Raw genomic sequence first — 13698 nt, 5'->3', positions numbered from 1 at the left:
GAGGCATTCTATGGTTTTTATTACTTAATAGAATGCCTTCTTATTAATTATAATGTTGGCATTTTTAGTGCCTTTAATATTTTATATATGTTGTCAATATCTTCAGAAGTTAGTTCATCGAAGTTATCTAACTTATATTTAATATCATTTAAAACGGAATTTTCATAGCTTGTATTGGTCTTTTTTCTAAGAAAGAAAGTTGAGATAGTACCGGTTAACATGCTTAAAAAGCCTATTCCTACAAGCATAAGTATACTAGCTAGTATTCTGCCTAAGGTAGTTGAGGGAGAAATATCACCATAACCAACAGTTGTTATGGTAACAAAACTCCACCAGAGAGCATTATTGTAAGAAAGACCTTCTATGAAATGTATTCCAATAGTTCCTAGAATCAATACGAATACTGTTGTATAAAGAGCATACTGGAAATTATTTGTCCTAACAAATTTGGTGAAATGTTTTTTTGACTTTAATAAAAAAGAAAATAATCTAAATAGTTTTAAAAACTTAAATAGTTGTGTTAATTTTAAAAATCTTGATATTCGAAGTATTCTAAAACCTTGGAATATTGAGTTGAAAGGTATTATTGAAATTAAATCTAGTATATTTTCCTTAAAAAATTTCTTTTTATTTCTTGATAGAAAAAGCCGTGTAAAGTAGTCTATTGTAAAAATTATAAGTACAATATTATCTATAATATTAAATATACGCTCTACTTCAGTAGATAATTTAAAAGATAATTGTATTATTAAAATAACTGATATAGTTAAGGATAAGATAAATGAATTTACATTATAAATTATTTCTTTATACTTTCTAGCGTGCAATTTAATTCCCCCTTACTTATTATATTATTCTTCAAAAAAAATATAAATTCAAGGTGTAATTACAAAAGAGGCTTATTTTTGAATATTTTGTATAAAAAGTGAGGAGTTTGAATTACAAAAAGTTAGATTACAAAGCCCTTATATTTTAACTATACTACCATAATCAGTGATTTTATAAAGCTTTAAATATTGGCTTTTTAATAGTTGGGAGGGCACTTTCCAATTATGTTCCTCTAAGGATCTATGTCTTATATATACATAATTGAAGGGATCAACAGAATAAATTTTTATACCGGATTTAAAACAATCCCTTAAAAAGCTAACATCTTCGCCTACATTTAAGTGTCTGAATTTATGATGTTTAAATAAATCTTTTTTAAATAATAGAGTTCCACCAGCAATAGAAATAACATATCTGTGAGTGGGATTTTTATTAATTCCTATTTCATTTGTATCTTCAAAATATGTGAAATATCTAGATTTTCCGATTATTTTGGCATCTGTATAGTTAAAAGCATTAATTTCATCAGTTAAATAATTAGCTCCATAGTAATCATCATCATCCATTTTTGCAATATAGTTATATCTTGATATTGATATTCCGAAGTTTAGACAATAACCTAAAGTATATTTTTCATCTATATGAAATACTCTTACATTTAAAAGATTCTTTGTATAATTATTATAATGTTGAATATTTATGTTATCTATATTAAAAATAATTATTAGTTCTTTGTTGTTGTATTTTAATCTATTATAATTTTCTATTATATTGTCAAAATAGTTTGATTTATTTGTGACAGTCACTATAGATACATAAGGAGTATTTTTGTAATAAAATTTATTTCTTAAATTAATAGTATTAAATTTTAATGTATTATTAGTCATTTAATCACCTGATTCAAATTTATGATATTATAATATGAAGTTTTGCTACCTTATGATACATTTTAGTGGAGTGTAAGAATTAGTATTAATTGTTCTTTTATTATATTAAGAAATTAAATGTTAATATGGAAATTGTATGACTTATTAGAAAGTTGTTGTAGAAGTTACATTGAAGATGATATATAATAGATAATTAATAGGTAGTAGAGGAGGAGGAATTTAATTGTTACTTAAATTAAAAAAAAACAAAGGGAAAAAATTAAAATGTGTAGTAGTAGCTGGGGCATTGGGTATTATTTCAGTTTCTTTATTGAAAAAATTAAAATTGGACAAGCAGAAGAAAACTGAGGACAGTGAACTAGAGGATGAAAGATATATAGAGAAATCTACTTCTAAAGTCAGAGAAAAATTAGATTTTCAGCAATCAAAGAAAAAGTTAAAAGAGTATTTGACACATAAAGCAAAATTGGATTAAGGGGGAAGTATATGTATATAAATGTTTATACGCTTTTTTGCGTGCTACTAGGGATCTTAGGAGTAGTTGCTTTGATTTTTTTAATAATATTGTTAAAGCGTATGTGTAATTTTATGTATAAAGTAAATAAATTTCTAGATTCAAATAGTAAAAATATTTCGAGTGTTACAGAAGAATTACCTAAGGTTGTAAAAAATGCGGGTGAAATGACGGAAAATTTTAATATGGTAAGTGAAGCAGCTGTAGAAGTAACTAGTTCAATAATAGATAAAAAAGAAAATATGGCAAGTGATTTTAAAATATTAACAGAGGTGCTAAAGATTATTTTGAATATGTTTAAAAAATAATTACAGTGTAATATTTTATAATTTGTAAAAGGATATTTTAAATTTTACAATGCATTTAGACAAGGTTGACAGTGTATGCAGCCTTGTCTTTTTCATATTTAAAATATAAAAACAACATTAATTTGAATATATGTAAATTAATTCATTATATGTCGTATTGCGCGGAGGAACGAATTTGAATTGAGTATTTTTTACGAGTTTCAATTAAAAAAAATTAGGTAAAAGGTTAGGTTAAATCAAAATACATATATATATAAATTTAAGCGTATATTATAAACTATAATAAGTAAGATAAATCACGAAAAAACACTTAAAAGTGAGAAAATTAAAGATTAATAATAAAAAAATGATACTGTAAATTTTACTTTGAATGTAAAAATATGATATAATATGGTGCATTGATTAAGAAGTATTTTCCAAAATAAAAATTTAATTAAGTATATTAAAATTTTTATTTAAAATACCTTAATTGTATAAAATATGCAGTGAAATGTGTATTTTATCAAATGTAAAATAATTGAGTACATATCGATTATTTTCGTTTCCATCTTTCAATCTATGGTAATAGAATAAATTATTTTATTCTAAATTTTGGCGAAAGGTATGTTTTATACCTTTCGTATTTTTTTTATTTTTTATAACAAGGTTTTGAATAAAATACTTTTTATTTACTAAAAATAGGTATAAAAGTTTTAGTAAATGGAGAGTGCAGTAATGGCAAATTATAATAAGAAATTAGTACCAGAAGAAAAAGAGAAGCTTAATATTTTTAAAATGGAGGCAGCAAATGATATTGGGATAAATTTGAAATTTAAGTATGGCTGTGATTTGACCTCAAAAGAAGCGGGGTCTATTGGTGGAAAAATTGGGAATAAGAAGATACAAAGGTATAATCAAAAGTATGATTTGTGATATTAATATAGGATATATTAGAAAATATATATCCTATATTCTTTTATATAATATAAAATATTTTGAGCATAGTAAATTGTGGTATAATTAAGACTAGAATCTGATAATAGGTAAGTATTTTATACATATTAACAATTATTGTTTTAAATATAATAAATCACATACGGGGGTTATTTAGGAAAATGAAGGAATATAAATATATTTTTGGACCAATACCTTCGAGAAGAATGGGAAATTCTTTAGGAATAAGTCCAATAGAAAAAAGAAGTTGTACATACTCATGTGTTTATTGTCAGCTTGGTAGAACTAAAAATTTAATGAAGGAACCTAAGAAATTTTTTGAAACAGAGGATATTTTAGAAGAATTTAGAGACTATCTTAAAGAGAATATAGCAATGGACGTTGTAACCGTAGTTGGAGAAGGAGAACCCACATTGAGTTATGATTTAGAGGAGCTGATAATTGGATTGAAAAATCTAACAGAAAAGCCGGTTGCAGTTATAACAAACGGATCAATGCTTGTTTACGACAGAGTAAGAAAGGCATTAAAAGCAGCGGATATAGTATTACCATCTCTTGATGCTGGAAATGAGACTACCTTTAAAAGGATAAATAGACCTAATGGAAAAATAAATTTTAATGATGTTACAGAGGCTCTTGTGAAATTTTCTAAGGAATATAGAGGTCAGCTTTGGATGGAAACAATGATAGTTGATGGATTTAATGATTCTACAGATGAACTTAAGGAAATAAGAAAAATACTAGATAAGGTTAGATACGATAGATTGTATATCAACACACCAGTAAGACCTCCAGCTGAAGGATATGTTAAGGAACCTTCTAAAGAAAAATTAGATGAGGCTATTAAAATCCTTAAGGGTACCTCTATACAGAGACTTTCATCTGGCGCGTTCTTTAGTGAAATAAAAGATGATTTTGAGGCCATTAAAAGTATAATATCAAGACATCCTATGAATAAATTTGAAGTTAAAAGCTTTCTTGAATCAAGGAAATGCAAAAATGAAGAAGAAATTTTTGATAAATTTAAGCGTGACGATGATATAGAAGTAGTAGAATATAAAAACTATAGTACATATAGACTTAAATAATATTGGAGGATTAGTATGACTAGAACAGTAAAAAGAGTTGCTGCTATACATGACTTATCTGGATTTGGTAGAGCTTCTTTAACAGCTATAATTCCTATACTCTCATATATGGGAATTCAGGTTTGTCCTATGCCAACAGCGGTATTATCTACTCACACAACAGATTTTGATGATTATAGTTTTGTTGATTTAACAGATAATATGCAGGCATTTATGGATCATTGGAAAAAAATAAATTTAGAATTTGATGCTATTTATACTGGCTTTTTAGGTTCACCAAGGCAGGTTGAGATTATAAGTGAATTTATAAGAGAATTTTCTAATGAAAACACTGTTGTTTTAATTGATCCTGTTATGGGGGATGAAGGAAAGCTATATCAAACTATGGATAATAAAATGGTAGAAAGCATGAGAGAACTCATAAAAAGTGCAGATATAATAACTCCAAATTTCACTGAAGCAGCATATTTATTAAATAAAAAATACGATGTTAATTTAGATGAAGAAACTATAAAAAGTTGGATTTTAGAATTAGCAGCTATGGGACCAGATATTGTAATTATGACAAGTGTACCAGAAAGCAAAGATAAGGGAGTAATAAACGTCATAGTTTATGAAAAAAGATTAAATAAGTTTTGGAAAGTAACAAATGAATATATCCCGGTAAGTTATCCTGGTACAGGAGATAGTTTTGCTAGTGCGATACTTGGACGAATTTTAAAGGGGGATAACTTGCCAGAGGCAGTAGGTAGAGGCATGCAATTTGTAACCTCTGCTATAAAAGAAAGTTATGGATTCAATTATCCTACTCGTGAAGGTATTCTTATTGAAAAATCGCTTGAGGTATTAAATTTACCTTTTATGAATGGAAGTTATAAATTAATTTAAGGTAAGGAGGAATAAATAAGATATGGATTCAAATGTTTCGTGGATGATTAAGGAAAAAATAAAGAGAACTATGGATAATCTTGAAAAAAATAATATGGAAGCTTATTTGGCGAAAAGTACTAAGGATATAATAGATATTATTGACAACATTGTACTTGAGGGTGAGACAGTTGCAGTGGGAGGTTCTATGACACTTTTTGAAACAGGTGTAATAGAACATATAAGAAATAGAAACTATAATTTTTTGGATAGATACAAAGAGGGTTTAAATAGAAAAGAGATAAAAGATATATTTAGAAAAAGTTTTTTTGCAGATAGTTATATTGTTAGTACTAATGCTTTAACTGAAAATGGAGAATTATATAACGTAGATGGCAATGGTAATAGGGTTGCAGCGATGCTTTTTGGACCAGATAAAGTTATAGTTATTGCAGGAATAAATAAAATAGTTAAAGATGTAGATGAAGCAATTAAAAGAAATAGAGGAATTTCTGCACCAACAAACGCAAAAAGATTGAATAAAAATACTCCATGTACTAAAGTTGGGTACTGTATGGATTGTAAAAGTTCGGATAGAATTTGTAATGAATATACATTAATAAAAAGACAGGGAGAAAGGGGAAGAATTAAGGTTATTATAGTTGAAGAAGAGTTAGGTTATTAATTAAATATTATAAAATGTAGGGTAGGTAGATTAAAACATGGAAAAAATAGCTTTGGTAACGGACAGCACATCAGATGTAGATATTAGTATGATAGAAAAATATGATTTAAAGGTACTTCCGCTTAGGATAATATATAAGGATAAGGAATATATAGATAGGGTGACAATTTCTCCAAAAGAGGTTTATGATAATTTACATATAGAAGTTCCGTCTACATCACTTCCATCTATGGGTGATATGGAAAAATTGTATACTGAGCTTGAAAATGAAGGATATACGCATGTTATTGCAGTTACAATATCTTCAAATTTATCAGGTACACATAATAGTTTGAAAATAGTAAGTGAAAATCATAAAGGAATTAAAAGTTTTATCTTCGACTCAAAATCTATAACTATGGGAGAAGGTGCCATTGTTAAGGAATGTGGGGAAATGATATGTGAAGGTAGAAGTTTTCAGTACATAATAGAAAAAATGCCTGAAATTAGGAACAATATAAAGGTTTATTATGTAGTAGATACTTTAAAGTACTTAATAAAGGGTGGAAGGATAGGTAAAGTTTCGGGAACAGTAGGACAATTACTTGATATTAAACCTATAATTTCAATAAATGATGAGGGTGTGTACTATACTCATTCTAAAGCAAAAGGTAAAAAGCAAGCTATTAAAAAGCTTATTGAAATAGTAAAAAATACGATTTTGGAGAATAATTGTGATGTATGGGTTATGCATGGAGGAGCTTATGAGGAGATAGACAGATTAAAAAATCTGGTTTCAAGTATTGATAATATTGATAATCTTTTTTTAGGAGAAATTAGTCCAGTAGCGGGAGTTCATACAGGACCGGGACTTTTAGGCATAGTTATAATGAAAAATAGGCTTTAGGAGGAATTTTAAATGAAGAACTTTGTATTTATATCTGATTTTGATGGAACAATAAGCAAAAGAGATTTTTATAAAATAATAACAGATAAATATTTAAAAGAAGAAGTAGGAGAATTATATAAGGATTGGAGAAATAATAAGATAACAGATGTTGATTATCTAGGATATGTTTTCAGTCACATTGGTAGAGGGGAGAAGGAAATAATAGAAGATGTACTCACCATATCAATTGACCCTTTTATAAAGGAATTTATAGAAAAGATAAAAGAAAATGGTGGAGATTTTGTAGTAGTAAGTGCAGGAGCCAATTATTATATTGATAAAGTTTTTGAAAATGCAGGTATAAAAGATGTAGATATATATTCTAATAAAAGTGTATATAAAGATAATGGGCTTCACTTTGTTTTAAATCCAAAGGATGAATTTTATTCTGGAAATTATGGAATAGATAAAGGTAAGGTAGTTAAAAAGTTAAAAAGCAGCTATAAGAAGGTGTTTTATGCAGGAGATAGTACACCTGACATTGAACCTGCAATTTTATCAGATGTGGTTTTTGCAAAGAGTAAATTACGTGATTTTTTAAAAGAGAGAAATAAAGAATTTATAGCATTTGATGGATTTGATGAAGTATTAAAATACGTAGAAAAATATTTGAAGGAGTGGGGATTTTGAAAGGAATATCTCATAGAATAGCAATTCCTTTAATACTTGAAGTTGGAAATGGAAATATAAATAACATAGGACAAATAATAAAAAGGGGAAATTCTAAGAAAGTTTCACTTTATTTTGGAGAAGGTATATATGAATTATTTGGTGAAAAAATTGAAAGTTCACTGGAAAATGAAAAAATTAAGGTTGAAGACAAAAAAACGGTTAAAAGTATAGACTTTGATGAAATTGGAACTAATGCTTTTAATATAACAAACGAGGTAGATACACTTATAGCTGTAGGTGGAGGAAAGGTAATAGATGCTGTTAAGTATATGGCTTTTTTAAGGAAGATCCCTTTTATAAGTGTACCAACTTCTACATCCAATGATGGATTTTCAAGTCCAGTTGCATCGCTTATGATAAATGGAAGAAGAACCTCTGTACCTGCAAAAACTCCAGAGGGAATAATAGTAGACATAGATGTAATAAAGAGTTCCCCTGAAAAGTTTATATACTCTGGTATAGGTGATCTTGTATCCAACATAACAGCTCTTTATGATTGGAAATTCGAGGAGGAAAATGGCAAATCAAGAATGGATGATTTTGCTGTTATGATATCCAAAAAATCAGTTAATAGCTTTGTAAGAACTGATTTTAAAAGTATAAAGGATGAACTTTTTTTAAAAGAACTTGTAGATTCTCTTATAATGAATGGTATAGCCATGGAAATTGCTGATAATAGCTCACCTGCTAGTGGTGCTGAACATTTAATATCACATGCACTTGATAAATTTTTGATAAATCCTAATTTACATGGAATTCAAGTTGGAATAGCAACTTATATAATGTCTAAGGTTCAAAAACATAGGGAAAAAAGAATTGAGAAAATTTTAAGAGATACTGGATTTTTTGACTACGTAAAAGAATTAAATATGAAGAAAAATGATTTTAAAAGGGCTATTGATGAAGCATGTAGTATAAAGCCTTTTAGGTATACTTATTTGCATGTGGAAGAAAATGTTAAAATTGCTAAAGAAATTGTAGATAGTGACGAAATATTAAATGAAATATTGACATAAAGAAAGAAAGTTTATATTTTTGATGTGTTGACAAATTATAAAAAACCTTTTATGATTTTAGAATAGTGGGGTAATGAATTAATTTCATTACTTTATTTTTTATATTGATTATCGGAGGACGGACTTAATGGATAAAAATGAAAATATTGAAAACTATGATGTTACCTCCCTTACATCTCTAGAGAAACTTGAGCCTGTAAGAATAAGACCGGGAATGTATATAGGTTCAACTGGAGCAAAGGGACTTCATCACTGCATATGGGAAATACTTGATAATGCTATAGATGAACTTACAAATGGTTTTGGAGACGAGGCAAAAATAATATTAAATAAAGATAAAAGTGTTACAATAATAGATAATGGAAGGGGAATTCCAACAGGTATACATCCAATAAAGAAAAAATCCGGAGTTGAAATGGTGTATACAGAGCTTCATACTGGTGGAAAATTTAATAACAAAAACTATAAAACATCAGGAGGACTTCATGGAGTAGGTGCAGCAGTTGTAAATGCTCTATCAAAGTGGACTGAGGTTGAGGTTTATCAAAATGGGTACATATATAGACAAAGATTTGAATATGCGTATGATAAAGAACTTAAAAGGGATATGCCAGGAACACCAGTAACACCAATTGAAAAAATCGGTAAAACAGATAAGAAAGGAACGAAGGTAACCTTTAAGCCTGATGAAAGAGTTTTTACAAGTACAGATTTTAAGATTGATATTATAGATGAAAGATTAAAAGAAATCGCTTTTCAAAATAAAGGAATAACTTTAATATTAGAAGATCATAGAGAAGATGAGCCTGTAGTAAAGACATATCATTCAGAAAGGGGACTTCTCGATTTTATAGATTATCTAAATGAAAGTAAAACTGTTCTTCATAAAATTCCAATAATATTTGATGGAGAAAGGGAGATCAGTGGACTTAAACTTTATGGGGAAGTATGCCTTCAATTTACAGATTCAACTACTGAATACATTGCAAGTTATGTAAATAATATTCCTACAACAGAAGCTGGTACACATGAAGCTGGTTTTAAAACAGGAATGACAAGAGCCTTCAAAGAATGGGCTAAAAAGCTTGGAGTGTTGAAGGAAAAGGATAAGGAATTTGAGGGTAACGATGTAAGGGAAGGTATGACAGCTATAATAAGAATTAAGCTTACAAATCCAGTTTTTGAAGGACAAACTAAAACAAAGCTTGGAAATAATGAAGCATATACTATGATGAATGATTTGTCTTATTCAGGCTTTTCGGAATGGATTGAGGATAATAAGGATACTGCAATAGTGATAATAAAAAATGCTGTAAATGCTGCTGCAAGACGAGAAAAAATAAAAAAAATTAATGATGCTGAAAAGAAAAAAGTAGGAAAAGGAACAGCACCACTTGCAGGTAAAATAGCGGTATGTACTCTTAAAGATGCATCTCTTTGCGAATTTATAATAGTTGAGGGAGATTCAGCAGGAGGAAGTGCAAAGCAAGCTAGGGATAGAAGATTTCAAAGTATAATGCCTTCTAAAGGAAAAATAATGAATACTGAAAAGCAAAAGCTTGAAAATGTGCTTGGAAGTGAAGAATTAAAAATATTTAATACTGCTGTAGGAACAGGAATACTGGATAATTATAAGGAAGAAGATTTAAGGTATGACAAAATAATAATAATGAGTGATGCTGATGTAGATGGTTATCATATAAGAACTTTGTGGATGACTTATGTATATAGGTACATGCGTCAGCTTATAGCAAATGAACATCTTTATATAGCTCTTCCACCATTATATAAGGTATACAAGAATACTAAAAAAGGTGAAGTAGTAAAATACGCTTATAGCGATGAACAGCTTGATGAAGCAAAAAAAGAAGTTGGAAAAGGATATCTTATACAAAGATACAAAGGTCTTGGAGAAATGAATCCAGATCAACTTTGGGAAACTACTTTAAATCCAGAAACAAGAACTCTTCAAATGGTTACTATAGAGGATGCGGCAAAGGCTGAAAAAATGGTATCTCTTCTTATGGGAGACGTGGTTGAACCTAGAAAAAATTATATGTATAAATACGCTGAATTTTAATAGTTTGGGGAGGACTTAGAATGGGAAAGAAAGTTAATATACCTAAGGATAATAATATTATAAAGATACCACTAGAGGAGGCTATGCCAGAAAACTACCTTCCTTATGCGGTTGAAGTTGCAAAGGATAGAGCACTTCCAGATGTAAGAGATGGATTAAAACCTGTTCATAGAAGGATTTTATATGGTGCATATATGCTAAAAGCATTTCCAGATAAGCCGTATTATAAATCAGCTAGGATAGTAGGTGACATTTTAGGAAAGTATCATCCTCATGGTGATTCTTCAGTTTATGAGTCTATGGTTATTTTAGCACAAGATTTTACAACAAGACACCCTTTAATAGATGGACATGGTAACTGGGGAAGTATAGATGGAGATAGTGCGGCTGCTATGCGTTATACTGAAGCAAGGCTTACACCAATAGCGCTTGAAATGATAAATGATATAGATAAAAATGTGGTTAAAATGGTAGATAATTACTCTGGTTCTGAAAAAGAACCTTCAGTACTTCCAGCGGCCTATCCTAATCTTTTAGTAAACGGAGCATTTGGAATTGCTGTTGGACTTTCTACCAATATTCCACCTCATAATTTAAGAGAAGTTATAGATGCTGTTTTAAAGTACATAGATAATAAAAATGTAACAGTTAAAGAGCTTATGCAGTATGTAAAAGGCCCGGATCTTCCAACAGGAGGAATAATAATCGGAAAAAATTCTTTAATAGCGGCTTATGAAACGGGAGAAGGAAAAGTAACATTAAGAGCAAAAACGAAAATAGAAAGGCTTGAGAGTGGAAGGCTTTCTATAGTAATTAGTGAATTCCCATATAGAAGAAATAAGGCTAAAATACTTCAAACTATTTCTGAAATGACGGCGGATAAAAAACACTCTAAAATCCTTGAAAGTATATCGGATATTAGAGACGAATCAGATAGAAGAGGTATTAGAGGAGTAATAGAATTTAAAAAATCCGCAGATGAAGAAACTGTAAATAAGATTCTGAAATATTTGTTTAAAAAAACTGAACTTCAGTGTAATATTAATTTTAATATGGTAGCTTTAGCTGATGGAAAACCGGAAACAATGAATCTAAAAACTATAATAATGCACTATGTAAACCATAGAAAAGATATAGTTACTAAAAGAACTACATACAGCTTAAATGTAGCTAAAAAGAGATTTAATATTGTGGAAGGTTTTATAAAAGCAATAGACATTATGGATGAGATTATAAGCACTATAAGAGCTTCTAAGTCTAAAAAGGACTCAGAGAAAAATCTTGTAGAAAAGTTTGGATTTAATAATGAACAAGCAACAGCAATTGTTGAACTTATGTTGTATAAGCTTACTGGTCTTGAAATAGAAACCTTTAAAAAGGAATATGAAGAACTTCTTAAGTTGATTAAAAAGCTTGAAAAAATATTAAGTGATGAAAAAGAACTACTTAGGGTAGTAAAAAGTGAACTTAAAGAAGTGGAAAAAAAATATGGTGAAGATAGACGTACTGCTGTAGTTGAGGATGATAGTGAAGCTAAAATAGATGCAGAAGAGTTTACAGTTGTAGAAGATATTGTTGTTACCATGTCTAATGAGGGATATGTAAAAAGTGTTCCGAAGAAAACTTATTTAAGATCTAATTCAGATATAAAGGATATAGAGTATAGAGAAGGTGACTTTAATAGATTTTTAATTGAAACAAATACAGCACATAATCTCCTTATATTTACGGATGAAGGAAATATGTATAAACTTAAGGGTAATAGCATTCCGGAATATAAGTGGAAAGAAAAAGGAGAAAAGGTTGATAATATCCTAAAGGGATTGGATTTAGAAAATGAAAATATACTAAATATTTATTCCGTAGAAAATTTAAGTGAGCAAAAGGATATTATATTTATAACAGATAAAGGGAATATAAAGAAAACGGCTCTTCACAAGTTTGATACTATATATTCAAAAATAATGGCATTAAAGCTTAAAAAAGATGAAAAATTAGTAAAGACCGAAATTGTTTTAAGAACAAGAGAAGAAGGTTTTATAAAGGTGTCTACAGAAAAAGGACTCCATTTTACAGTAAAAGAACCTTTGACTGAGGAAATGGATAGAAATAAAATAGGGCATGAAGCTATAAATATTTCACCACTAGATAAAATTATTTCGGTTGAATTTGTAGAAGATGATGATTATAGAACCTTTGGAATTCAAGTAAGTAAAAATGGTACAATTAAAACACAAGGTTCTTCTAGAGGAAATTATATAGATACAACAACAGTAAGTACTCTCATGATTTTTATAGATGATGGTAAGGTAATTATCATGCCTTCATATATGTTTAAAAACATGGATGATAAGTCTATAAATTTAAGTGAGCTTTATGAAGAATTTAATTCACATAGAAAAGTAATAAAGACTATTTCAATAGATGAGTTCCACGAAGATAAATTTTTATATTTCTTCAGTGCTAAAGGGTTCGTAAAAAAGACTAGGCTAGTTGAATTTAAAGATGTGAGTGGAATTGAAGTATGCTATAAGTTAAGAAACAAAGAAGATATTTTAATAAATGTAGATATTTCTGAAAAGGAAGAGGAAGAAATATTACTTATAACTAAAAAGGCAATGGGAATAAAATTCTTATCATCAGCAGTTAGTGCAATGGGAAAAATTGCATCAGGAGTTACTGGTATAAGTTTAAATGAAGAAGATTCTACGGAGTATGGTTTTGTTGTTAAGGAAAATTCACATAAGATAATACTTAAATCAAAACTTAATGATAAAATTGAGGTTGCAATTGAAGATATAAAAGTTCAAAATAGAGGTGGAAAGGGTAAAAATGTTACTACTCTTTTAATGACAGATTTTATTAGTGAAATAAAAGTTAGGTAGGAGGTTT

General features: G+C 28.7%; 13 protein-coding genes. 11 read left to right on the top strand and 2 right to left on the bottom strand.

All coding sequences use genetic code 11. The features are described from left to right. Positions 1-47 precede the first annotated feature (47 nt). A complete protein-coding gene (locus CLFE_RS12435; RefSeq protein WP_077894069.1) occupies positions 48-827 on the bottom strand; it encodes a potassium channel family protein in 780 nt (259 codons plus the stop codon). Between the two features lie 138 nt (positions 828-965). After that, positions 966-1715 (bottom strand): glycosyltransferase family 2 protein, encoded by a 750-nt coding sequence (locus CLFE_RS12430; protein WP_077894068.1) that lies wholly within the window; start codon positions 1713-1715, stop codon positions 966-968. A gap of 223 nt (positions 1716-1938) precedes the next feature. Between CLFE_RS12430 and CLFE_RS12425 the strand changes: the two genes are divergently transcribed. The 11 genes from CLFE_RS12425 (at position 1939) to CLFE_RS12375 (ending at position 13691) form a co-directional block, all read left to right on the top strand. After that, positions 1939-2190: a hypothetical protein gene (locus CLFE_RS12425; protein WP_077835181.1), complete on the top strand. Its 252-nt coding sequence runs from the start codon at positions 1939-1941 to the stop codon at positions 2188-2190. A gap of 11 nt (positions 2191-2201) precedes the next feature. Then, positions 2202-2537, top strand: a complete 336-nt coding sequence (locus CLFE_RS12420; RefSeq protein WP_077835182.1) for a hypothetical protein — start codon at positions 2202-2204, stop codon at positions 2535-2537. Positions 2538-3251: 714 nt separating this feature from the next. Further along, the gene (locus tag CLFE_RS12415; protein ID WP_077894067.1) at positions 3252-3449 is read left to right on the top strand and encodes an alpha/beta-type small acid-soluble spore protein; all 198 of its coding nucleotides are present in this window, start codon (positions 3252-3254) and stop codon (positions 3447-3449) included. Between the two features lie 182 nt (positions 3450-3631). After that, positions 3632-4558, top strand: coding sequence for a radical SAM protein (locus CLFE_RS12410; RefSeq protein WP_077853532.1), 927 nt, complete (start codon positions 3632-3634; stop codon positions 4556-4558). Positions 4559-4573: 15 nt separating this feature from the next. Further along, on the top strand, positions 4574-5446 hold the full coding sequence (locus CLFE_RS12405) for a pyridoxamine kinase (RefSeq protein WP_077894066.1): 873 nt from the start codon (positions 4574-4576) through the stop codon (positions 5444-5446). 22 nt (positions 5447-5468) lie between these two features. Further along, positions 5469-6110 (top strand): lactate utilization protein, encoded by a 642-nt coding sequence (locus tag CLFE_RS12400; RefSeq protein ID WP_077894065.1) that lies wholly within the window; start codon positions 5469-5471, stop codon positions 6108-6110. A gap of 37 nt (positions 6111-6147) precedes the next feature. Beyond that, positions 6148-6996, top strand: a complete 849-nt coding sequence (locus tag CLFE_RS12395) for a DegV family protein (RefSeq protein WP_077894064.1) — start codon at positions 6148-6150, stop codon at positions 6994-6996. Positions 6997-7008: 12 nt separating this feature from the next. Next, positions 7009-7668: an MtnX-like HAD-IB family phosphatase gene (locus CLFE_RS12390; RefSeq protein WP_077853139.1), complete on the top strand. Its 660-nt coding sequence runs from the start codon at positions 7009-7011 to the stop codon at positions 7666-7668. After that, complete coding sequence (locus CLFE_RS12385; protein WP_077835189.1) at positions 7665-8726, top strand: iron-containing alcohol dehydrogenase family protein; 1062 nt, start codon at positions 7665-7667, stop codon at positions 8724-8726. Before CLFE_RS12390 ends, CLFE_RS12385 begins: the two co-directional genes overlap by 4 nt. A gap of 127 nt (positions 8727-8853) precedes the next feature. After that, positions 8854-10806, top strand: coding sequence for a DNA gyrase/topoisomerase IV subunit B (locus tag CLFE_RS12380; RefSeq protein WP_077853138.1), 1953 nt, complete (start codon positions 8854-8856; stop codon positions 10804-10806). A gap of 20 nt (positions 10807-10826) precedes the next feature. Next, positions 10827-13691 (top strand): DNA topoisomerase IV subunit A, encoded by a 2865-nt coding sequence (locus CLFE_RS12375; RefSeq protein ID WP_077894063.1) that lies wholly within the window; start codon positions 10827-10829, stop codon positions 13689-13691. Positions 13692-13698: the final 7 nt, after the last annotated feature.

Source organism: Clostridium felsineum DSM 794 (genome assembly GCF_002006355.2).
Classification (GTDB): Bacteria; Bacillota; Clostridia; order Clostridiales; family Clostridiaceae; genus Clostridium_S; species Clostridium_S felsineum.
This window is presented reverse-complemented; position numbering and strand designations above follow the sequence as displayed.